The sequence below is a fragment of the Stutzerimonas stutzeri genome (genome assembly GCF_013522825.1).
Classification (GTDB): Bacteria; Pseudomonadota; Gammaproteobacteria; order Pseudomonadales; family Pseudomonadaceae; genus Stutzerimonas; species Stutzerimonas stutzeri_AK.
In genome coordinates this window covers 14969-37849 of sequence record NZ_JAAMQZ010000011.1, presented here as the reverse complement: position 1 = coordinate 37849, position 22881 = coordinate 14969, and the positions used below count along the sequence as shown (strand labels likewise).

Here is a 22881-nt window from a genome sequence, read left to right as displayed (position 1 = left end):
CGTATCTCCTTGTGATGAATGGAACCGTCTTGCGCGGCGCGCAACGGGTCAGGAAGAAAATGGACCCGCCCTGACGGGCGAGGTCCGAGTAGTGGCTCAGGACTTCAACTGGCGCATGCCTTCGGCGAGCATCCAGAGGGCGCGGTTCAGGCGCAGGTTCTGATCGATACCCTGTACAGGGCGGGTACGCTGGCGGCGGCCGTTCGCAGTGCGTCCGGTCAGCCCTCCCTTGACGAGGTTTTCCTGGACGCGGTTGAAGATCGACCAGAGGTCGCTCTTGCGATCGTCCCAGCGTCTGGGGACCAACAACTGACTCTCCGTGACAGGCGCGGGCTTGTCCGGATCGTCGTACTTGAGCGCCAGGGCCGAACGGGCGAAAACGTCGTCCTCCCCGGCCTCCAGCGTGATCGCGCGCATGCTCTCGCGCGCTTCCTGCACCCGCTCGAAGCCTTTCAGGACTTCGTAGGCACCTTCGATGACCTGGCCCGCGACATCGCCCTTGTGAGGCACGCGGATGTCCGCGAACGTGTCGCCGCAGACCAGCCCGTTCTGGCAGACGAATCGAAACTGACCTGCCAGCATCTGATAGCTGCTGGTGCCATCGTGCGAGTTCAACAAGATGATCTCGTTGGCTTCGTCGCCATTGATCTGGCTGGCGTGGCGAAGGCGGATCAGGTGTTTGGTGTACTCGCGGCGGTCCTCGTTGCGGACACGTGTCTGGCACACCATGAAGGGCAGGAACCCCTCCTGACGAAGTTCCGACAGCACGGTGGCCGTCGGGATGTAGCTGTACCGCTGGGAACGGCTTTCGTGTGGTGTTTCCGCAAAGATCGACGGCACCACGGCGCGAATCTGGTCGTCCAACAGAGGACGGTCCGAGCGCAGTACCGGTGAGCGCGGTGCGAAACGGGATGCGAGAGACATGGCATTCTCCTGGGATTGTTATGCAGCCGAATCCGCACGGTGCGGAACGGACTGCGGGGATGAAAAGACGAACGCCCACGCGCCACGTCAGTGGCCTGCAGGCAGGTTGGGGATAAGAAGCAAGACCCCGGAATGGGGCCTTGCGGGGGTGGATCAGAAGGAAGCCGCGAGTGCGGGTTCCTCGGCCTCGGGTGCCGGCACGGGTTCGTCCTGAACGGACTCGGCGGTCGGCGCCTCGACGGTGCCATCGGCGGTATCCGCATCCTCGGTCGCCGCAGCGCCCTCGGAAACGGGCGCCGGTGCGGCGGCCGGAAAGACCTGCTGGCCATCGATCTTGATCAGGCCGATGTGGATCAGCTTGGATTCCAGGCTCGCCGCCGGTTCGCCGGCACGCTCGCCCTTGGTGCGGAGGTACGCATCGGCCTTCATGTCGTTGAGACGGAAGGCGATCAGCACCTTGCGCTCGGCCTCGATGGCCTGTACGCAGCGGCGCACCAGATGCTGGGCGTCCGCAGTGGCGACGATGGTGTTGATGTACCGGTAATCCGGCTCATCGACCGGGCCGGCCAGCGCCCCGATGGTGCACGACAGGAACGGATCGCCATCCTTCGGCGTAACCTCGCGCGGACGGTTGAGATAACCGATACCCCGGGTGATCAGCTCGTACTGCTTGATCTGCGCCAGTTCGGCACGATCGATCAGTTCGGCTTTCAACAGTCGGCCCTTGAGACTGGCTGCCGGATCGCCCTTGCGGTCACCACTGGTACGGATGAAAGCATCGGCCCAGAGATCGCCGAGCCGGAACTTGACCAGCGGACGCTGCCTCGGGTCATCGACGCCGATGTAACCCTCGACCAATTTCTTGGCGTCGGCACCGGAGACTTTGACGTCGAAGTAGCGGGTGACGGGGTCTTTGGCGGATCCGACGAGTGCGGCGACAGTGCAAGCCAGGAACGGCTGCGCACGGCGGCCACCACGGACAGGAACCTCCCGGACACGCTGCAAGCGGGCGTAGCCCTCGGTGTGAAGATCGAAGTAGCTCTTCGCGTTGGAAGTCGTATTGGTCATGGTGAATCTCCAATGGGAATGAAGCGGAGACACACCGGACCCGACTGCGCGGGGGGTGCGTAACCCCGCGGTGGGTTGATAAGGCGAATGGACTAGGAAGGTGCATCCACCACCGGCAAGCCGATGGTCGTTCGCACGGAGGGATGCGTTGCGAACTGGCTCGGTCACGCGGCGGGTGCCGCGCCGCAACCTCGAAGACCGATGGTTGCCTGGCATGTCGCTGACAACGTCAGCAAGCATGGGGCAAGCCTCACACCGCGCGGCTTCGCACACCATCGGGAATGGGTACTGTCGCCTGACCGCATTCAATCGCCGCAATAGCAGCCGATGGTCTCTTCGGCAGGGTCGGACAGGTCGCCCTGGCGTTCGGTAAAACAGGCCAGCTAGGTGCGCACCCGCGGCGGAACCGGGGGGCTGAGGCAGGTTCAGTGTTCTGCCGACACGGTCATGAGATATCTCTCAGCAGATAGGCACAGCCCCGGAAGCTGGCGCGAGGCCAGTTTCCGGGGTAAGTGCCGTGGTGGATGAATGCACCGACAAGGCGGTGCGGAAAGGACGAAATGCCGCCGACGGACTCAGCCGCTTCGCGCAGTCATGCGGATACCGCCCGCGGCTTGCGCCGTGCGGGCTTCTGCACGGTGCTGACGCGAATCTGGCGCCAACTGCCATCGTCGATCAGGCGTTCCAGCGTATTACCGAGGTCATCGAAGAACACCTCGTCCACGCGCTCGACCAGCTCACCGTCGCGGTGCAATTCCACCGCATAGAGGTCGTCGCCTCGTTCGTACAGCACGGTGACGCGCCCCTGGAACTTCGCCGTGGCCACGTTGAAACTGATGGCCGGCGGCGTGGCGATGATGTCCTTGGGCAGTGGATCGACCCAAGTGAAGTCGCACGCGCCGGCATCGACCAGCAGGTGCGTGATGCGCCGGTAGCCGTCGGGCGCCGGCAGCGTTTCCAACTGCTCGATGAGTTGCTGCAGTTCCAGGCAGCGCGGCTGCGGGACCGGCAGTTTCGCCGGAGCCGAACCGAGCACGAACGTCTGCAGCTTGTAGGGCTGGCCGTCGTGGGTGTACTCGGTGCGTTCCTCGGGGGTATCCGCCCGCAAGCCGTCGAAGCGGCGTCTGGCATAAGGCTCGACCTGTACCTTGGCACCTTCGTCGGGTTCCTCGGTCACGCGCGACCGGTCGAGCACCATGAACTGGGTGCGTCCGGTCTTGACGACAATGGCCTCGTCCGTGCTCGCGATGACCTTGCCTTCAAAAGGCTTGGGATCGATATGGAAGCCCATCGTCGATATCTTGGGCTCGCCGTCGAAGATGGCGAACTTGAAGCCGCGGGCATTGGACGGCACATGGCCGGAGACCAGCGTCGGGAGTTGTTGACGAATGAGTTGATGGTCCATGGGAAATCTCCAGAAAAAAGGGACTTCCCGGCCACAGGGGACGGGTTGTCCCAAGTGGGTGGATTGGATGGACGCCGTGCGTCCGGAAGAGGATGAAAGCCAGCACGCGATCGGCATGCCGCGGTCTCGATGGCCTTGACCGCCTGGGATGTTGCCGGCTGCGCCAGCGAACATGGCAGCAGGATGGCAGAGCCTGGCCGGCTCGGCCTGCGATTAACCGAACCGGCCTGCACCGCATTCCCGAGGCAGAAAAAAGCCCCTCATCGGAGGGGCTCGGGGGGACATGACTGGTCAGGTGTCCACAGAGGGGGGGTCGTCCTCTTCCTCGAAGACGGTCAGACCATCGAGTTCGTTGGCATCAGCATCGAATACCAGCACCCTGACGTCAGCCTGTCCGGCCAGCGCCAGTACGTCGGTCAGATCCTCGGGCATGCCCTTGGACAGGTGCTCCCGGCGCAGTTGCTCGGCGGTGATGCCTTCGACGTGCATCAGGTTCTCATCCGTCCAGGGTGTGGCGATCAGCTTGACGCCGATGGCTGGGCTGTACGGGATGCGAAAGGCGACGAACAGGAACCCGCTCGGTGTGGCGATATCCGCCAGTTCGCACAGGTAGCGGCCCGATGCTTCGGTGATGTGGGCCGTGCTGATCTCCCAGGCACGGCTGTAGAAGCCCGTCTCGAACTGCAGATTGCGCACCACCGCTTGGGCATATTCCAGTGTGTAGCTGTCGCCCACATGGATGAAGCCTCTATCGAGGGTTCGGCCATAGATGCTGTGGTACACGGCCTGCACGGCGCCGCTGCCGCAGCACAAGGCATCGAGTTCGGCGGGCACCGTTTGGCCTTCGGTGATCAGCACGAAATCATCGTTGAAGATGCACGCTTGGTACGCCACCTTGTCATCGGGTAGATGAGCCTGCGATGGATGCAGCGGCAGAAAGGTTTGCGGGTGGCGCTCGTCGTAGCTGATGACGGCAAGGCGCCGAATCTCGAAACCGTAGTAGCCGCGGGCGAAAGGATTGGATGAGTGGTCCATGGTTTGATTCTCCGGTGAGGGGTGACGCAGGGCCAACCCCCACCGGGGATCGACCCCAGTGGGAAAGGAAGTGGTGCCGGCAGGCGGCACCGGTATGGATCAAGCGGCGTATCGCGGCCTGTCAGCTCAACAGCTCGGACAGGCGGTGTTGCAATTGCCGGCGCTGCGTTTCGTCGGTGATGCCGGCGAGCAGGCGTTGTGTTTCCCGGGCGAACAGATTGGCAGCAGCCTCCAGGTTCTGAATCAGAAGGGCTTGCCGGATACGGTTGCCGAGATCGAGCACCTGACCGGAGGCACCGAAGATCGAGAACTCGCGGCTGATGAAAGAACCGTCACCGCCGAAGTTGAAGAGGCGTGGTTTGCTGCAATACCAGCAACCCTCGAAGCGAATCTCCTTGAGGCCGTGACCATCGTCGAGTCGCGTGGCGATCAGGAACAGCGCGTCGAGATCCGAGTCGTCCTCGAAACGATGGTGTTCGATCAGGTGCTGCAGATCTTCGTCCTGGTCGGTGCCGAAATGCCTGGAAAGCACGGCCAGAACGTCGTCCATCGTGGGAGGGCCCTCGCTGGGCACGGACAGCCCCAGCGACTGGGCCAGTGCAACGAGGTCTTCGCAGACATCGTCCCAATGCGCGCCGCTGTCTTCGGCAATCTGGGCGATGTAGACCTCGCCGTTGCCGGGGTATGAGGCATCCAGCTTCAAACCGCCGAACAGCGCGGTAATCACCGGGGTGACTTGGTCGAGAACGAGGACGCCGGTGGCGTCGTAGTAGTTGTTTGCCATGGGGGTGGCTCCTGGTTGGTGATGCGGAGCCAGCCCCTGCGGACATGGCATCCGCGGGGATGAACCCGAAACCGTGGCTTCGGGCAATGGTGGGAAAAGCGCTATTCGCCGAAGTCGGTGGGGTCGCCCAGAGACTTCAGCAGTTCGATCAGGCCGCAGTTGGCCAGGACGTAGAGCGCGTTGTAGTCGTCGCCCGTCGGTGCCTGCTCGCTGGTGTTGATCCGGGCATCCAGATCGAGGACGTTCTGCCGCACCCGGCGGGCGATCGCCAGCGGTTCGGGTGCGTCATCCAGGACGGGCTCGCCCAGTGCGGCAAGCACAACCCGTGGTGACAGCGCGTCCGGCAAGGACTCGAACACCGTGGGGGTGTTGCTGCGGCACAGGGCTTCGGCTTCGGAGTTGCCGATGTCGAAGCAGACGATTTCGTCGTCGGCCGCGCCTTCGGTGTCGTAGTCCACTACCGCGAATGGCGGCAGCGGGAGATGATCGGGCCAGTCCTGCACGACGATGGCCTGCACCAGGCCTCCTTCGAGGACGACGGCAAAGGATGGATTTCGGGACATGGGTCGCTCCTGTGGGAAGAATGGAGGGACACCGCCCCGAAGGGACGGATGTCCCTCGCTGGGGGTTGAGAAAATGGCGGTGGTCGGTCGTTCGGACCTACCAGCCGCTGTAGTTGAGTACCAGATCGGCGATCACCTGACGCCGCTCCAGATCCAGGCCACCGAGGTCGGAAAGCCCCTCGAAGCCGCAGCGCTTGAGCATCGCGGCGCCCTCGCGCGAGTTGTAGAAGCTCACCATCGCGGACAGGAACATGCGCTGTCCGCCGCTCAAAACGCCCAGGGCGTCGTTGAGTTCCAGCAGGTTCGGACGCAAGTCCCACTTGCTGGCGGCACGGCGCAGGCCTTCGCGGGTGCCATCGCCAAACCACTCGGGCCCGGCGATTTCCGCACCGCGTTTCCAAGCCTCGAAAAAGGCCTCGGGCGCACGCTCGAAATGGCGCGTTTCACGCATGATCTGATCGACGACGTCGGTTGGTAGAAGCTGATTCATGACGGTCTCCTCATGGATGGGGATCAAGGGGTGGGCAGCTGGGTCCAGCCGCCTCGGTCGAGGGCTCGCTGGGCTGCCGCCGAACTGCGGAAGTACTCGGCCGACTCGCGGGAGACGGGGCCTTCGATGTCGCGCGTACCGATGTAGTGGCCGGCGGCGCTGTGAAGCACTTCGAGGGGTAGGTGTTTGCCTGCGTAGATCAGGGCCAAGTGGCCGAACGAGCTTTGCTGGAACATGGACGGACTCCTTTAAGAAGCGAGGCGGCCCTGCCCCTGACGGGATGGCAGCTCCCGCTGGCGGTGGATGAATCGGCATCGGCACCATGAAGGCGCGCGTCCGCGGACTCGATGCGATGGCGGACTGGTGTGGGTCGCACGGGAGGGAAATCCCGCGGCAGCCTGAAACCCTGGCTGCTGGCATGGTGCTGACGAGGTCAGCGACACATGCAGGCAGATTCAGCCAGCGCCGCGCCGGCGTCATGCGCAAATGGGAATCCGAGGCGTCCCGATTGATGGACGAAAAAAACCCCGCAATCGCGGGGCTGTGGAGGCTCGGGAAGCCTTGGGGATCAGGACGATTCGCCGCCCAGGACATGCTGCTTCCACAAGGCGAAAGCCTCGTCTGGTGGCAGCTCGGCCAGAATGACGATGGGTGTTTCCTGCCGTGCGCGCAGCGCCGCGAAGTACCCGGCGCGGTCGGCGATGGCCTTGAGCTTGATGCCTTTCAGGAACAGCAGCTTGCCGTCCCTGATGAACAGCACCTTGTTGGCGATGTCGCGGGTGTAGGCGGTGCGCAGCTTGCGCTCGGCATGCTGTGCTTCAGCCAGATGATCGACCAGGTAGTCGAGCGTGATGTCGATGACCAGCGGGTCGTCGTCCTCGCCGGAGATGCCACCTTTCAGCATGTCGGGGGGCAGGCTCCTGGCGAAGGCTTCGGCCTCGGCCAGCCGTGCAGCCTGACCGCCGAGTGCGCGGATGAAGGTGGAACCGCCGTGCCCGTCGTTGCGGGCATCGGCAATGGCAACGCCATCGAACAGGACGGTGGCAGTGAAGCACAGCGTCTCTTCGCTGGCGAAATCCGCGACCTTGAGGTGTTTCAGGGTGATGCGGTCTTGCGTGATGATGGTTTCCATGGACATTCCTTGAGATCAGTCGGGAAACGCCACGCCCCTGCGGGACGAAGCGCTCATCCCGTAGGTTGGAGAAAGAGGCATCGATGCCCGCATGGGCAGCGTTCGCCCGAGCGATGCGACGGCGAACTGGCGGGTGGCATGGAGCAAGCTCCACGGCAGCCTGAAACCCTGGCTGCTGGCGAAGCCGACAATGTCGGCAACAGCGGATGCCAGCATCGGTTCTGGTACTGTCCGCGTCATCCGGAAACGGGAAATCAGCACAGCCGGATTCGCCCGCACCCGGTAGCGCGAACCGGTTCTGCGTCGGCCCGCAAGAAGAAAAAACGCCCCCGAAATCGGAGGCGTGGAGGGATGGCACCGATCAGGCAGTGACCGCCTGCAATTTGCCGGTGTCATCGAAGACCAGGCGCACGGTGGCGCCGGCCAGCTTGGGTTGCACGCCATAGCGCAGCGCGTACGGCAGCAGCGCCTGGACCACGCGATCGGCTGATGACGAGCAGCCTACGGCGATGAAGGTTTCGATCAGGAGTGCGTCCTCATCTTCACGATCCTCACCGTAGCGATCGTCGAACACATAGTCGCAGACCAACCCGGTTCTGGCCCCCGCCGAGGGGGTCAGGTAGAGCGTGTATCCCTTGCGCACGGCCTCCACTGCGTACTCCACCGTCCCGGGATGGCCCTCCAGCCCGACATGCAGGGTATCGACCAATTCCAACTCCACCTCGTAGTCGGCAAGTCCGGGATTAACCTCTCGATGCAAGGTGGTGCCGGTTCTGATGCGCACCTGCTCAGGGCTGACGACCTTGATCAGACGCTTGAGCCAGTGGCCTTCATCCAGACCGGGCTCGTCGAGTACATACGCTTTGGCCGCTTCCAGGTAGATCTCGGCGGTCGGCGCGGTTTCGTCGTCGGGCTCGATCTGCCAGACACCAAGCACTTCCAGGGCCTGTTGGGCGATCACGCCATTTCCGCCCAGATAACGCCGCCAGTATTGACGATAGCCGGCCGGCTCTTCGTCCCAGTCCCGGAACCAGGACAGAGGAACGAAGGGCACGTCGTTGAGCAGATCGGCGTTCGACGAGTTGAGGCAGACATGCGCGTAGTGCGTGACGAAGTCGCTGGCGGCAAGCGCCTGCTTCTTCTCGATCAGTGCCTCGCGGTAGGCCTGATCGACCGCAGCCTGGATACGTGGATGATCTTCCGTCTCGTTCAGCAGGTGCTGCCGATCCGGGAGCTTCGCCAGCGTGTTGTCAGGCAGCAGGACGACCTGGCGTTCCTGGCTCGTGGGCAGCCTGTCGATAGGTCGTCCGCCGATGGGCAAGCCCTGAAGAAAGCAGCGCCACTGCGTGCGCGTACCGGACAGATTGATCAAGACCTTGCCCATGGACGTCTCGCGCCAGGGCAGATCGGGCTTCGCCAACGGGCGTAGCACTTCAGCGTCGTTGAGCCAGACCGGCACCGGAAAGGCTTCGCACAGACGCTGGAGCTCGTGCTCCACCCAGGTGGGCAGATCCTGCCCGGCCTGCACCGGCTTGACGCCTTCGAGGTGGATGGCGGTGCCCTCCAGATGGAAGCCTGCGATGTCTTCCTCGATCGGCTCGCCGGCAATGATCTCGGCGGTTCGCGCGCTGAACAGTTTGTCGCGCGAATGCACCGTCAGGGTATCGGCAAAGTACAAGGTCGAGAGCACGCCGAGGCCGAAGGCGTTCTCGCGCGCCTTGAGTCGCTTGTCCCAGCCGGATTCGGCGATGAAGATCAAGGTCTGCAGGTCGGTAATGCCGATGCCATCGTCGGTGATGGTCAGGCTGTCCTGGCTCACCGTGATGTGGATCGCGCTGGCCTGGGCGCGGCGGGCGTTCTGTAACAGTTCGCCCAGCATCGAGCCCTGGTTGAACGCATGGCGCAGATTGGCGATGAGGCTGTGCTGGTTGGTCTTGAGACGAAGGGTTCTCATGAGATGACTCCTTGGATAATGGTTTGCACCGGACAGGCACAGCGCTGCCCGGTGCGACGGGGCACTGAACAGGCGGATGCCGGTGGGAAGGGGAATGGGCCGGTCGGCCCGAGGGAGAAGCAGCATCGACGCCCGGGATGGGCGCGTGTCCGCGGCACGATGCGATGCGGACAAGGACGGTCGGCGCGGAGGGTCCGCGACGCAGCCTGCACGACCTTGGCTGCTGGCAACGGCTGACGAATCAGCGATGCAGGCCCGACAATGCGCCTGCCGTTGCATGGTGTCGCTGATCAATGCGCAGTCGTGCGCCCCGCGTTGTCCAGGGTTTGCAGCAGGCGCCGGCCCAGCCAGGCCATGCACGGCACCGCCATCGAATTGCCAATCGCCTTGTAGCGCGGCGCATCGGCGGCCGGCTTGTGGTTGAGGATTCGTTCGGGTGTCTCCTGTTCGTGTGACCGAGGCGGAATTGCCGGGTCGTCATGGCGGATGCGCAGGAGAAAACACGCCGAAGGCTGGGCGCCTTCGGCTTGGAGGAGGAAACCACCCGTGTACTGGTTCAGGTTGCGGTCGTCGGTGGAACCGTTCGCTGTCTCAGCATTCACCCGGCCCTTGTCGTGGTTGGGGCCGGCATCGTCTGGCGCACATCCGCGCACAAAGGGAGCCCGTTCTTTTCACCGGTGGGCGCCGGTGTCGAATACCGCCAACCCTGAAGGGTCTCCTGATGCCTCGACCCCCATGGCAGGCAAGGCATCAGGAGACCCTTCGCAGCGGGCGGGACTGTTACTGATCGAGGGAATACGCGGTGCGTGATTCGAGGAAAAAAGGCCTTCTCGCCCCTCGCAAGGGGCGCGCACACCGCAACAGAAGGTATCGCGTGCTGGGAGCCTCGCAGGGCTGCGGGGCGGTGGTCACGTTGCCGGGGGTGGTCAACGTGACGACGGGTTCGCTGTCTTTCAGGAGGCCTTCGGGCCACCGCGGCGCTTGCGCGGCGCGGCACGCTTGCCCGATTCGATGGGCAGCGTTCCCTTGCAGTCGGGGTATTTCGCGCAGGACCAGAATGGACCGCTCTTGCCGCTGCGCTGGCGCGTGGCACCGCCACACTGCGGGCATGCTGGCCCCTGGGGAATCTTGATGGACAGCGAGGTGCCACGGTACTGCGCAATCAACTGCGTGACCCAGGCCGCCTGCTTGTCGATGAAGGTATCGAGCGCGAGCTGTCCGGTTTCGATCATGTCGAGCGCCTGTTCCCACACCGCGGTTGTGCCGGGATCTGCGATCGCGGCGGGCACGGTGTCGATGAGCGTGAAGGCGGCATCCGAGGCGCGGATGGCCCGTCCTTTCTTGATCAGGTAGCCACGGCTCAACAGGCCGCCGATGATATTGGCGCGGGTCGCTTCGGTGCCGATGCCCACGGTGTCTTTCAATTTCTGTTTCAGGCGTGGGTCTGACACCAGTTTGGCGACGCTTTTCATCGCTTTGACCAACTCACCTTGGGTGTACGGGCGCGGCGGCAGCGTCTTGAGCGCCTTTAGATCGACCCCGGCCACCTGGGCCAGCCCTTGGTGTAGCGCTGGCAGCACCTGGCTGCGGGGTGCTGTGTCATCGCCGGCATCGTCTGGCTGCGGTTCGGCCAGCACCAGGCGCCAACCCGGCACGACCACCTGCTTGCCCACGGCCTGCAGTGCCTGGTCGCCACAGGAGAGTCTTGCCGTCGTGCGGTCGAACTCATGCGGCGGCAGAAATTGCGCCAGGTAGTGGGCGCGGATCAGGCGGTAGACGGCCAGTTCTCTTTCGCTCATCGCCGACAGATTCACCGGTTCGAGCGTGGGGATGATGCCGTGGTGGGCCGACACCTTGGCGTCGTTCCAGGCGCGCGAGTGCTGGGTGCGGTCGAGCTGGTCGATGATCGGGCGCAGGCTCGGATCGGTCTTGAGCAGACTGTCGAGCACCGTGGGCGCTTCGGCGTGCATGCTTTCGGGAAGATAGCCGGAGTCGCTGCGTGGATAGGTGGTGGCCTTGTGCGTCTCGTACAGGGATTGGGCGATCTCTAGCGTCTCCTGGACATCGAGGCCGAACTGCTTGGAACACACTTCCTGCAAGGTGCCGAGATCAAACGGCAATGGCGCGCCTTCGCGCATGCGTTCGGTCTCGACCGATACCATCTGAGCAGCGCCAGCGGCGCGGATGCGCTGCGCCGCCTGCTGCGCAACAGGCTCCTGCAGGCAACGGCCTGCATCGTCGGTACTGGCCGATGGCGGCAGCCACTGCGCGGTGAATGTCTGGCCTGTGCAGGACAGCGCCACTTCGATGGACCAGAACGGGACGGAGACGAAGGCCGCGATTTCACGATCGCGATCGACCACCAGTCTGAGCGTGGGGGTCTGCACGCGTCCGACCGACAGCACGCCGTCATAGCCGGCCCGGCGCCCCAGGAGGGTGAACAGGCGGCTCAGGTTCATCCCCACCAGCCAGTCCGCTCTGGAGCGCGCCAGCGCCGAGTGATACATGGGCAGCGTGTCGCCCGAAGGCTTCAGCTTGCCGAGCGCGGCATGGATCGAGGCGTCGTTCAGTGCTGACAACCACAGCCGTTGAATGGGGCCGCGATAGCCACAGAGATCGATGATCTCGCGCGCAATCAGTTCGCCTTCGCGATCGGCGTCGGTGGCGATGACCAGTTCGGTCGCCTTGCTCAGAAGGTCTTTGACGACCTTGAATTGCGCTGCGGTCTTGGGTTTGACCTCAACCCGCCAGTGCTGGGGAATAATGGGAAGTTGCTCGATCGTCCAGCGCTTGAGCTGTTCGTCATAGGCTTCCGGCGGCGCGGCTTCGACAAGGTGGCCAATGCACCACGTCACGACGACGCCGGGGCCGTTGAGGCAACCATTGCCGCGCTGCCTTGCGCCCAACAGGCGCCCGATGTCCTTGCCTTGCGAAGGTTTTTCGCAGAGAAATAGCCGCATGCCTGTCCATCCAAATCACATTGCCGATGTATCTGGGCAGCAGCATGTCTGGATGTTGCGAACCTCACCGCAAACAAGAGGAATGTGCAGGCACCCGCTTTGATCACGGAAACGGCGGCATATCCGACCGGGGGCGTTGGGCGTGCGAAGCGTTGATGTGTACTGGAGCTTCTTGCGCTGGGCGCGCGAAAACGCGGTGGATGTTGGTGGAACCTCGCTTCCCGAAGACAGGAAGACGGAGCGAGCCTCGGTAGGCTCGCCCCTGGAGATGCGCCTACTCCGACGGTGGCGGCTGCTCCGCTGATGCCGGCTTCGGGCTGAGCGTGACCGACTCGATCCGGTACGGCAGGATGCCGACGCTGCGCGCATTGATCTGCCAGGTCTCGCGCGGCTTCTCATCCTTGTCCTCCCAGGGTTCGCGCTCCATGCGGCCGATGACCAGAACGCGCATGCCTTTCTGGTACAGATCCTTCCAGTGCTCGGCATCGCGGTGCCAGATTTCGACCGGCGCCCAGAAACCACCACGGTCCTCGAAGGTGCCGTCCTTCTTGGGCACCGGGTTGTCGAAATAGACGTTCAGGCGCAGCAGGCGACTGGGTTCGTCGTTGCCATTCGGGAACTCGCGGTACTCGGGCGGCGAGCCGATGTTGCCTTCTCCAGAAAAATGCGTGCTCATGTTGTGATCTCCGTGGTGGTTGAAATACCCGTGCCAAGTCGGCCCCGGGCGCGTGCTGGGATGCTTGGCGCAATCACCGATCGTGCATTGCGGCGGGAATGGATTTGAGCCGGCGCAGATAAGCGTCCTCGGCCTGGGCCATCTTGCCGGCGCAGTCCTGGGCCTGCCGGCCGAGGGTGTGCAGCAGACTGATCTGCATGTTCAGCGCGATGCGCTGCTGTTCCAGCGCGAGCAGATCCCCCAGCAGATTCACCGGCGTGGCCGTGGAGGCCATGACCTCCTGCCAGAGGGCGACGCCCATCGCCGAGCGGTCTTGCTTGCGCCAGCGCAGAAAGGTCGTGCCTGCGCCAGTACGCTGCTGGGCCAGTTCAATGGACAGCAGACGGAAGGGATAGCCTCGCGCCTGCGCCAGCACGCGCCGCTGCGCCAGGTCGATCAGCTCATCCCTGAGCGCGTGACACCGGTTGGCCCAGTCTTCGAGATCCCCTTTACCTTTAAAAGCCCTTAAAAGGCCTTTTAGATAGCCCGCCTGTTCCAACTGAATGAAGTCCGCCTGTTCCAGGGGCTGGAAGTGCCGGTTCTGGTTCGGATCGCGCATCGTCATGTCGGCTCACCCTCGTCGGATGAGGCCGCTTCGGCAGGGTCTGCCGCAGCATCCGGCTCGCTGGCTGGTTCGGTTTCGGGGGCGGTGCGCTGCTGCAGGCCACGGCGTGCGATCGGCGGCGCGAAGCGGCTGCGCCGGGTGCCTTCGAGCACGTCCTGGGGCAATTCACCATACTTCTCCAGCGCCGCCCGTGCTGCGGCATTCTTCGCGGCAAAGTCGTCGCGGGAGGTGCCGGAGTACCGGTACTGCTGCGCCAGCGAGAACAGGCTGCGCAATGAGTGCGCGCCGTCGTTGAGCCAGCGTTCGAGTGTCGAGCGATCGATCAGCGCGGTGTGGTGGGCCAGGATCAGACGTCGGGCAAGATCGTCGTAGTCCGCCAGCAGATACACCGCCATGAAGCCCAACTGCGAGGACACGAACAGCGGCAGCTTGACCGGCTGGACGTTGAGGTTCTCGCCCAGGCTCAACGCAGGCGGCACGCCGGCCAGTGCCTGGTCTACTTGCTGACGCAGGGTCTGGAGCTGTTCCTTGGTGGTGGATAGCTTGTCCTCGATGCGCAGCATCCACCAGTCCGAATAGGGGTCGTCCTGTTCGGCACCGCGCTTGAGCTTGTTCATGATGGAGACAAAGCCGTTGAGGCCGATGATGCCGGGCCTGCCTTCGGCCGGGGCGCGGCCATGCCAGATGCGGGACGCATGGTGGGTGTGCAGGGTCAGGGACATCGCGCTGCGCAGCGATCCCAGGTTCAACTGAAGGGATTCGGTGGCATTGTTCTCTTGGGCCATGGTGACGACTCTCGGTGATGAATGAGTCGTCAGCATCCGGGTTGGCCGGAAGGCCGTCAGTCATCAAACCGAACCCGCCGCTTGCCTGATTTGTCGGAGCGGCCAGCCGCGCGCATCGTTCGGAAGCACCGTTGCGATGCCGCACCGGAAGGCTGCGTGTTGCGCTATACCCGGGGTATAGGCGTCCATGGCGCTCAGTGGATGCTGCCGGGGGAGCACGGTGTGGATCAGGGCCGCTGCGGGCGGAAGGCGGTGTGTTCCGCTATACCCGGGGTATAGGCGACGGTGGAACACCTTGGACATTGCAGAGCAGCTTCCGGGCTGATGACTCTCGACGCCGTGCCGGCTCGCGGGCGTGTCAGGTCGAGCGCAACAGTTCCTGCAGGCGCGCCAGATGAGCTTTCGCGACTTCCGCATCAGCAGGTGTGGCGGGCGGCGGATCGGGCTCTGGTGTCCTGTTGACTGGCGCCGCAGGCGCCTTCTGTGCAGCCCAGGTGCGAAATTCTCCTCGTAAGGCTTTCTGAATGATGCCGAACAGGTAGCCGGTGGGATTGCGGATCGTCGTGGAGGCGCAACGTGCATCCCATTCGTCCAGCAGGGCTTGCCGCAGATCGTGATCCACTGACTGCATCGCGGCCAGCGCGCCGTTCTGCTGCTCCGCCTTCAGCGCCAGGAAGCGCCTGGGCAACTGCAGTTGCTGACGTTCTTCTTGCGCGCGCGGTACTGTACGTACTTCTTTAATACTTTCTTTTATACGTACTGTACGGTCCGACTTCGGATTCCGAAGTGCGCCGTTTTCCGGGCTTTTCCGGCCTGCTTCGGAATCCGAAGAGAGGTTCGCCAGATTCCGAAGACGGTCGTCGGAGCCGTCTTCGGAATCGTGTTCGCCGCCGCCCTGTGGATAACTCGATGTGCCGTTCCAGCCCTGCGCTGACAGCCGCTGTGACAGAATCTCCAGGCGACTCGGCAGCACTCGGCCGCTGAGCATGGGGTCTTGCGTCAACTCCTGCAGGGTGGTCGCGCCCACGCGCTGGACGGATTTGCTGGCATGCGTCAGTGCCTGGCTGACCAACTCCAGATAATCGGCATCGAGCTGGATGGCTTCGTAAGGGGTGAGCGGTTCGTCGTGCAGGACGTAGAGGTTGCCCTGAATGCGCCCGCTTCTGGGATCACGCCGGCGCCGCACCAGGCTGATCCAGCGCGTCAGTCGCAGCACGGTCAGCGCTCGGGCCACCGTCTCGTGCGATGCCCTCTCGGCACAAGGCATGGAGGCCAGCCAAGGCGCAAGCTGGTCGTAGGTGGGCATGGCGGTGATGCCGTCGTCCGCCAGCATCAGGCGGAACACCTGCCAGCCGTTGCGTTCAAGCGGTGTCAGGCGCCGGTCCAGCAGCAATGCACGCGGCACGCTGTCGTGTCGATTGCCACTATAGAGAAAGCCGTCGGTCGGTGGTGAGACTGCAGATGGGGCCGGCGGCGGCTGTTGAGGTGCCAGTTGGCCGAGCGCCTGCTCGAACAGCTCGCCCAGCCGGACGGGGCCGCGCGTAGGGTGTGGCCCATCCGTCATCAGGTCAGCCCTTCATCGATCCATCCGCGCAAGGCATTCCAGATCACGGACAGAGGCAGCCCAGTGGCCTCGGCGAGATCCGCCGCGACGCCCAGCATTCCCATGTCGTCGTTGCTGTCGACTTCCTGCTCCTTCACTGTCGAGGACCAGCGCTTCCACAGGTCGGTGTCCTGTTCCTCGGTCAATACCGGATGCCGCCCCTTGCGTTTCGGCAGGCCGATGACACTGCGACGCAAGGCGATCTCCTGGTGGGTCAAGCCGAAGAATTTGCTGATCAGCTCCGTGCTGGCGCCCAGGCGCAGTAGCCGATCGATCTTCACCACCTCCTCGGTGACGTCTTCTACCTGGTGCAGCAGACGACGCAGCACATCGCGGTTGACGACTACCGAGCACCACGACACGTTGGCGTTGGCCAGCACGCTGGCCATCGCGGGATGCTTGAGGGCATCCAGATCCTTGTCGTCGAACCCCATCGACTTGGCCCGGCGCAACTGGCCGTTGCGTAGATCATGAAGTGCCTGGGCGATCACTGCCTGGTTAAGTGGGTGAGGTCCGGACATGGCTACGCCTCTCATGATCCGGTGATGGCATGGTCGCCATCGGCGATGCCGGACTCGATGTCCCTCAAGCGACGGGCAAGCCGCAGCAGGCGGAACAGTTTCACCAGGGCGTTGTCGCTGAGCCTGTGTGGCAAGCCTTGCTGCGCTCCGGTGACTGCCGGGGTACCTTGTAGAAGCGCTCCCAGCATTTCGGTGAGAATCGAAAGATCGATGCTCGTGACCGACTGATCGGTCGCCAAGTAAGGCGTGCTCAGGGCATGCAGCAGTGCCAGCGTCGCCTGGGCGTGCCGATCGGGTGTTGGCTCGGCCTCGGGCTGCCGGCATCGAAAACCGATGCCTTCCTGGCACGCCTCGACCAGGTCTTGCAGAGCGGCTTCGCCGGCAATCTCGCGGGCGAACTGCGCGATATGCGTGCGCAGGCGATCGGGGTCGTCCAGCGCGGGTTCGATGTACCAGACGTCGGTAATCGGATAGAGACTTCCTGCCTGAATCGGGATCGACTGCAAGACGTTGCGCTCGAAATCCGGCAACGTCTCGCCGGTGTGATCCGCGACCAGGCGCTGGATGGATTGCAGCCGCTCGGTTGTGCCGGCTGGCGATACGATGTGCTCCTGCAACAGGGTGGCACGCTGCGCATCGTCGGATTCCTCCGGACCCGGTGCGGGCGGCGCGGCTGTCGGCGCCGAAGGCGTCGTCGATGTCTGCTCCGGTGGCGGGGGCGAGGATGGCTGCCCGGTCGACGCTGTCGATGGCGACGACAGGGATGGTGCTGGCGCGGGAGGTGATTCGGGTTCGCCGGCAGGCTCGCTGCTGAGGACCTGCCAGCGCCGATCCGAGTCGGTAATCTCGAAGAGCAGCGTGTCGTATTCCATGTCGAGCAGATCGGCCATCTGGCCGACCAGTTCGTCCTGGACGCGCTGAACGCTGAAGCCGCCCGCCGCACTGTCGAACAGTGCCAACACGTCCTGGAACAACGTGGGGAAATCGAGGTGGGAGTGGGCCTGGCGATTGCGGGCCGACCAGACTCTGTCGGCGGCGCGCCGCAGGCTGGTCAGTTGCTCGACCTGGTGCCGCCCCAGGCCGGCGTAAAGCACGGTCGGGATGGCGGGCAGCAGATATTGGATGGCCTCTTGCATCCGGCTGATGTGGGGTTGCGGCACGGGATAGCCGTCCGCCTTGAGGCGGCGTGCCAGCTCGGATTGGGACAAGGGTTTGCCGGTTTCCTCTTCATACAGTTCCCGGGCTTTCTGCACGCCCAATGCGCGCTCGATGAACGACAGGCCGCCGTGCAGCTCGTTTTCCGCGAGATGGCCCGTCAAGGAAACTATTTCTCCGCGTTCTGGCCATGGCCGGAACTGGCAGGCAATGCGGAAGAAGCGCTCGTCCCGTGTCTCGCTCCAGAGTTCGCGCAGGATCGCCAGACGCGTATTGCCGCCGTTGCGGATGATGTAGTGATCCGCGCCTGGACGCCGCGTGATGGGCGGGGGAGCGTCGAGTCCGCGTTCGCGAATCGACGCCTTGATGTCGTCGTAAAGCGGGTTGCGGGTGAGGCGCGGATCAAGCTCATACGGCCGCAGTTCATCGAGCGTCACGACCATCGGCGTATCCTCAATCGGATCGCTCAAGCTGCTCGCGACGGGGCCGCTGCGCGTGAAGCCATCGCTCAGGAGCTTGTTTGCAACGTCCTGGGGGGAGATGTCAGGCATGGCCATCTCCTTCCTGCGTAGGAAGCTCCGAGCGTTCGAGCCCACGCTGGGCTCGCCGCAGCATGGCGCGGGCGTTGAGCCCCGCTCGGTGGTCGCTGGCGGTGGCGCTGGTGAAGATCGGTGGCAGGCCCGGCCGGGTGAACTTGAGATGTCCACCTGGGGTACGAACGACCTCCCATCCTTCGCTCAGGGCATACTCGATCAGCGGCAGCAACCGCTTGTGGCCGCGGGCCAGTTCATGGGCGTTCGACATGGGCGAACCTCCCTCCGGCCTTGCCGGTGACCGCTGCGAACCGTTCCTGCCACTGAGGGCATAGCTCATTTGCCAGGCCGCGCACGATCTCCAACGCGGCCAATGCCTGACGGCCCGAAGGCCGTCGATGCTCGACGCGATGAACAGGCAGGCCTCGGGTGGCTGCGCGCGGAAAAGCTTCGATCGCAGGAATTTCAGTGGCCAGTACCTGGATGCTGGCCTGCTCCTGGAAGATCAGGCGTAGCGTCTGCTGGATCAGGCGCGCGTTGGACGAGACGGCGGGGACGCGGTTTATCAGCAACTGCAGTGCGGGCGGTTCAATGCCCAGCTTTCGGTACGGCGTGATGTCCTCGACCAATTGCAGGGTTCCACGCCGCAGTTCGCGTGCAGCCAGGATTTCCGGTGTGACGGGCGACACGGCCTGCTGGGATGCCAGCAGTGCCATTTCCAGCAATACGCTGCGCGCGCCCTGGGTGTCTATGACCACCAGATCGTAGTGCGGCTGGAAGGTTGGCATCAGGTTGCGCAACCGCAGGCGTCCATCTGGGGCGTGCAGCAGCAAGGTATTGAGCTGCCGGTGCTCGTCGTTGGACAGCACCAGATCCAGGTTGTCGATGACTGTGCGCGACACCAGGTTCGCCAGGTCGCGTTCGTTGAAAGCCAGAAGCTCGTAGATGCCGCCCGGTGCGCGATGCTTCAGCTCGTAGTAGGACGACAGGGTTGGCTGCATGTCCAGGTCGAGCAGCAGCACCCGCAGACCTGCGTCGGCGATGAATGCGCCGAGGTTGGCCGCGACGGTGGTCTTGCCCACGCCGCCTTTGGTCGAAATGATGGATACGACCTGCATAGGGCTCTCCTCAGACATCGCTCGGGAGAGCTGGCTGCTGCGCACGGTTCTTGAGACGTTCGGTGATCCACAGATCGATCTCGGTGGAATCCCATCCGACAGCACGAACGCCGAGGCGTAGCGATTGGGGAAACTCACCCTTTTTCATGAGCGAGTAGATATGCGCGCGTTTGAATCCGGATTTGGCCTCGACTTCGTCCAGCCGCAGGATGCGGCGCTCGCCGGGCAGCAGTGCAGTGGGCTGCGACATAGTGGTCACTCCTTAACGCTCAGTGGCGTTTGTTGGGGTGACCTCTATTCAATAGACATGGATGCGGAAAGACATTGCAAATGCAATTTCCGGGGCTGCAGATACAAGCTGGAAAACCTCAAGCAACTACGCTAGCGCTGCCCAGCTTCCTCCGTGCGCTGGCGAACTTGCCGTTCAGCGTGCGCTCGGTGATGCCCATGGTGCCGCCACGATGAGCGATCAACGCGCTGACGATGGCCTCCTGGGTGCTGAAGCAAGAGTGCGGCTTGCCCGAAGGAGATCTGCTCAGCATCAGCTCCAACATGCTGCCAATGATGTGCAGGTAGGTGGCCTCCGCACGATCACTGAGAGAACACTGGCCGCAGGCTGGGATTGCCCCAGATTGCTTGAGCAGTTCTTCGTGACGCTCCTTGAGGTTCCGCAGTTCGCGACGACAAAGCTCAAGCTCCGCCTTCATGGCTTGGCGTTCCACCAACATGGCCTGTCCGGCTTCCAGCGTGATGACGGGGTGCGCGATGCGCTCGATGCGACTGAAAAGAAAAGCAGGTCGATGCCCTGGGTAGTGGGTTTGCATCCAGTGTTTGAGATCGAGGTGGCGCACGGTCAACTCATGGGAATCAAGCAGGGATTCATCGTTCAACGTGATGCCGTTTCGACCATAGGGAAGCTCACCGTTGACGATGGCATCGTAGATGCGTTCCGTGCAGAGTCGCAGTTCATCCCATCGGGGGCAATTGAGCGTTCTCGGCAGATTTCTAGGCGACGAGATGGAGGACAGGATTTCTTGCGAGTAACGCCATAATCCTGCCCAGCGTATGGCGGCCTCAATCGGACGATAGAACACCTTTGAAGCTGGCAGCTCTTCATGCATGTCTCCATCTCCTTGCGGGAGCGCTACATCGCCGACTCCTCTGCTGCCGATCGACGTATGGTCACGGCATTTGTTGTTTGGCTTCTTGGGCGCACGTTGGCGGGGTATGCCGAAGCATGTTGGGTCCACATGCTCAAGGCCAGTGGCCATTGCCCGCTCGATATGTGAAAATCGCGATGCTTCGACCATCGAGCGATTAGTGACCGCACCTGGTTGCGCTTGTACACGCTTGTCAGCGTCGTCGGCCTTGATTTTTTCATCAAGACTCATTTCGTATCGCGTGTTCTATAAGGGGTCTAACCGACTTGCCTCGGCGCTGCGTCTATGCGGTTTGATTGGTGCTGGCCAGGGGGGAGGCGATGCCGGTGAGACTTCCACGGCATCCTGATAGATCGACATAGCAACTGACTGCCTCGCTCCGCCTTGCGCATGATCAGCTGTGCAAGGCTGAGAGATGCGCACTCAGTTCGCGCACACGTACGCGATGCAGCGGACTGCCTCGGCACGGGGTAGCACGCAGGTGAGCGGATGGTGTTGGCGGCGAGTGGAAATTGGTGGACGGTCTTCGTTGACGACGCCCGAAAACGAGGCTAAAATTGAGGCCTTCGTTGAGACCCTCAGCGAAGAAAAGAGTTGGAAAACATACGCTTAGCGCGTCAGTGCTAGTCCCGTTTCCCGCTCCAAATTATGATCTATAGACGTCCACTGAAGCCTATAAGTCATTGAAGTAAGGGCCGTAAGGCCCTTTTTTCGTTCCAGTGAAATCCACTGTAAACCACCCCCAGCCAGGACGTTTGAGTCCAGTTTTAAGTCCATCTTACGGGGTGCGTGGTTTCCGGATTGTTGCTGGAGGAGCGTGGTCTGCGAGACAAGCATCTAGCCCTGACCTATGTTCAGGAGCTATACCATGGCGCTCACAGACGTCACTGTCCGGCAGGCTCGGACGACTGGTAAAGACTATACCCTCACAGACTTCGACGGCCTTTCTCTGGCGGTATCTGCCGCTGGCGGTAAGTCTTGGCACTTCAGATATTACTGGGCTACCAAACAGAAACGAATGTCGCTGGGCACCTATCCGAAGGTTAGCCTTCGGGAAGCGCGTGCGTTACGCGATGAGGCCCGCGCCCTAGTAGCGAAAGGCGTCAATCCCAAGATTGATCGTAAGCAAAAACTTCGAGCTGTCCGTTTCGCGACGGAGAACAGCTTCAAGGTTGTGTATCTGCAGTGGCTTGCCCACCGCAAGCTGGAACTAAAGGAGGGCAGGCAGAGTACCCTCTCGCAGATACAGCGTATCTTTGATAAAGACGTGCTTCCTGCCTTGGGCAGCGTCTCCGTCTATGACGTCCGTCGTCCCGACCTGCTGGCCGTGCTTGCTTTCATCGAGCAGCGTAGGGCATTCACGACTGCGGAGAAGGTGCGTACCTGGTTCAGGCAGTTGTTCCGCTTTGCCATGGTGAAAGTCGAAGGGTTGGATGGAAACCCGGCATCGGACCTGGACGTCGTGGCCGTCCCCAAACCGCCTGTGGCCCACAATCCCTTCCTGCGGCTACCTGAGCTGCCCAATCTGCTGAACAAGCTGCGCCGTTATAGGGGCAGGATCACTACGCAACTCGGTATTCGTTTGCTGTTGCTGACGGGTGTGCGTACTGGGGAGCTCCGCCTGGCGACTCCGGATCAGTTCGATCTTGAGCGCGGCTTGTGGATCATTCCCCCTGAGGTGGTCAAGCAGCTGCAGGATGGTATGCGCAAGCGTGGACAGAGGCCGCAGGATATTCCGCCCTATGTCGTGCCGTTATCGGTCCAAGCCATCGAGATCGTTCGCTATCTGCTGGAGCAGCTCAAGCCAGCCCAGCGCTATCTATTTGCGCATCGAAGCGAGCTGAGAATGCGCATTAGCGAGAACACACTGAACGGTGCGATCACGCGCATGGGCTATAAGGATTTGCTTACAGGTCACGGCATCCGTGCCACTCTCTCCACGGCGCTCAACGAGTTTGGTTACCCCAAGAACTGGGTGGATGCCCAGCTCTCGCACACGGACCCCAACAAGGTCAGCGCCACTTACAACCACGCGTTGTATGTGGAGCCCCGCCGGAAAATGATGCAAGACTGGGCCGATCGGCTCGATTTGTTAGAGCAGAACAAGGTAGAAGCGGCCAGTACGTACCTTACTATCCGCTTCGATGGTATGCGGCTGCTGGACCAAGGTGCGGAAATGTCCGTCGAGCCTGTTGATGATGGTAAGTCGCTAGTTCTGGTCTCGTCAGTTGGTGGGCCTATTGAGCGCCTGTCGATGGTGGCTAGAGCTTAAATTTCAGTTGTTGCGGTGTGCTTGGCCTGAAAGGAATGTTGGGCCGGCACCGCCGGCTGCTCTGATGACAGTAGGCTGTAGCGGCGATTGCATTTCCGTTAGCTTGCTGGCTAGCCAGGGGTAGAACACGCCCCTCCAG

The 22881-nt window shown here is 62.7% G+C and carries 22 protein-coding genes and 1 pseudogene; 1 reads left to right on the top strand and 22 read right to left on the bottom strand.

The annotated features are described in order from the left end of the window. Positions 1-96 precede the first annotated feature (96 nt). From G7020_RS08970 to G7020_RS08865, 22 genes are all read right to left on the bottom strand, one after another. Positions 97-924, bottom strand: a complete 828-nt coding sequence (locus tag G7020_RS08970; protein WP_003296474.1) for a DUF932 domain-containing protein — start codon at positions 922-924, stop codon at positions 97-99. 153 nt (positions 925-1077) lie between these two features. After that, entirely contained in the window at positions 1078-1992 is a 915-nt protein-coding gene (locus G7020_RS08965; RefSeq protein WP_181083846.1) for a DUF3577 domain-containing protein, read from the bottom strand. Between the two features lie 592 nt (positions 1993-2584). Next, complete coding sequence (locus G7020_RS08960; protein ID WP_181083844.1) at positions 2585-3397, bottom strand: GTPase; 813 nt, start codon at positions 3395-3397, stop codon at positions 2585-2587. 291 nt (positions 3398-3688) lie between these two features. Then, on the bottom strand, positions 3689-4432 hold the full coding sequence (locus tag G7020_RS08955; RefSeq protein WP_181083842.1) for an ABC transporter substrate-binding protein: 744 nt from the start codon (positions 4430-4432) through the stop codon (positions 3689-3691). A gap of 121 nt (positions 4433-4553) precedes the next feature. Beyond that, positions 4554-5216 (bottom strand): hypothetical protein, encoded by a 663-nt coding sequence (locus G7020_RS08950; RefSeq protein WP_181083840.1) that lies wholly within the window; start codon positions 5214-5216, stop codon positions 4554-4556. A gap of 101 nt (positions 5217-5317) precedes the next feature. After that, complete coding sequence (locus G7020_RS08945) at positions 5318-5779, bottom strand: hypothetical protein (protein WP_058167139.1); 462 nt, start codon at positions 5777-5779, stop codon at positions 5318-5320. Between the two features lie 97 nt (positions 5780-5876). Then, a complete protein-coding gene (locus G7020_RS08940; protein WP_003296459.1) occupies positions 5877-6269 on the bottom strand; it encodes a hypothetical protein in 393 nt (130 codons plus the stop codon). Positions 6270-6292: 23 nt separating this feature from the next. After that, positions 6293-6505 (bottom strand): hypothetical protein, encoded by a 213-nt coding sequence (locus tag G7020_RS08935; protein ID WP_106763498.1) that lies wholly within the window; start codon positions 6503-6505, stop codon positions 6293-6295. A gap of 332 nt (positions 6506-6837) precedes the next feature. Further along, complete coding sequence (locus tag G7020_RS08930) at positions 6838-7401, bottom strand: hypothetical protein (RefSeq protein ID WP_106763496.1); 564 nt, start codon at positions 7399-7401, stop codon at positions 6838-6840. 361 nt (positions 7402-7762) lie between these two features. Further along, complete coding sequence (locus G7020_RS08925) at positions 7763-9355, bottom strand: ATP-binding protein (protein ID WP_181083838.1); 1593 nt, start codon at positions 9353-9355, stop codon at positions 7763-7765. Positions 9356-9645: 290 nt separating this feature from the next. Further along, the gene (locus G7020_RS23885; protein WP_218916159.1) at positions 9646-9957 is read right to left on the bottom strand and encodes a hypothetical protein; all 312 of its coding nucleotides are present in this window, start codon (positions 9955-9957) and stop codon (positions 9646-9648) included. A 351-nt stretch (positions 9958-10308) separates the two neighbouring features. Continuing rightward, positions 10309-12315 (bottom strand): DNA topoisomerase III, encoded by a 2007-nt coding sequence (locus G7020_RS08915; RefSeq protein ID WP_181083836.1) that lies wholly within the window; start codon positions 12313-12315, stop codon positions 10309-10311. Positions 12316-12589: 274 nt separating this feature from the next. Then, positions 12590-12991 (bottom strand): single-stranded DNA-binding protein, encoded by a 402-nt coding sequence (locus G7020_RS08910; RefSeq protein WP_015879465.1) that lies wholly within the window; start codon positions 12989-12991, stop codon positions 12590-12592. A gap of 73 nt (positions 12992-13064) precedes the next feature. Then, complete coding sequence (locus G7020_RS08905; RefSeq protein WP_181083936.1) at positions 13065-13589, bottom strand: DUF3158 family protein; 525 nt, start codon at positions 13587-13589, stop codon at positions 13065-13067. A 2-nt stretch (positions 13590-13591) separates the two neighbouring features. Further along, entirely contained in the window at positions 13592-14380 is a 789-nt protein-coding gene (locus tag G7020_RS08900) for a PFL_4669 family integrating conjugative element protein (protein WP_181083834.1), read from the bottom strand. A 358-nt stretch (positions 14381-14738) separates the two neighbouring features. Further along, positions 14739-15944: an STY4528 family pathogenicity island replication protein gene (locus G7020_RS08895; protein ID WP_106763487.1), complete on the bottom strand. Its 1206-nt coding sequence runs from the start codon at positions 15942-15944 to the stop codon at positions 14739-14741. Then, the gene (locus tag G7020_RS08890) at positions 15944-16504 is read right to left on the bottom strand and encodes a DUF2857 domain-containing protein (RefSeq protein ID WP_003296448.1); all 561 of its coding nucleotides are present in this window, start codon (positions 16502-16504) and stop codon (positions 15944-15946) included. Before G7020_RS08890 ends, G7020_RS08895 begins: the two co-directional genes overlap by 1 nt. Before the next feature lie 11 nt (positions 16505-16515). After that, positions 16516-18210, bottom strand: coding sequence for a ParB family protein (locus G7020_RS08885; RefSeq protein ID WP_106763754.1), 1695 nt, complete (start codon positions 18208-18210; stop codon positions 16516-16518). Continuing rightward, entirely contained in the window at positions 18203-18463 is a 261-nt protein-coding gene (locus G7020_RS08880; RefSeq protein WP_172515618.1) for a type II toxin-antitoxin system HicA family toxin, read from the bottom strand. The genes G7020_RS08885 and G7020_RS08880 overlap by 8 nt, the downstream gene beginning before the upstream one ends. Beyond that, on the bottom strand, positions 18447-19310 hold the full coding sequence (locus G7020_RS08875; protein ID WP_003296445.1) for a ParA family protein: 864 nt from the start codon (positions 19308-19310) through the stop codon (positions 18447-18449). The genes G7020_RS08880 and G7020_RS08875 overlap by 17 nt, the downstream gene beginning before the upstream one ends. Before the next feature lie 10 nt (positions 19311-19320). Beyond that, positions 19321-19560, bottom strand: coding sequence for an AlpA family transcriptional regulator (locus G7020_RS08870; RefSeq protein WP_003296444.1), 240 nt, complete (start codon positions 19558-19560; stop codon positions 19321-19323). Between the two features lie 118 nt (positions 19561-19678). Then, on the bottom strand, positions 19679-20431 hold the full coding sequence (locus G7020_RS08865) for a hypothetical protein (RefSeq protein ID WP_003296443.1): 753 nt from the start codon (positions 20429-20431) through the stop codon (positions 19679-19681). A gap of 907 nt (positions 20432-21338) precedes the next feature. On the opposite strand from G7020_RS08865, the pseudogene G7020_RS08860 reads away from it, so the two are divergent. Then, positions 21339-22614: pseudogene (locus G7020_RS08860) on the top strand (tyrosine-type recombinase/integrase); the annotation flags it as partial. Positions 22615-22881: the final 267 nt, after the last annotated feature.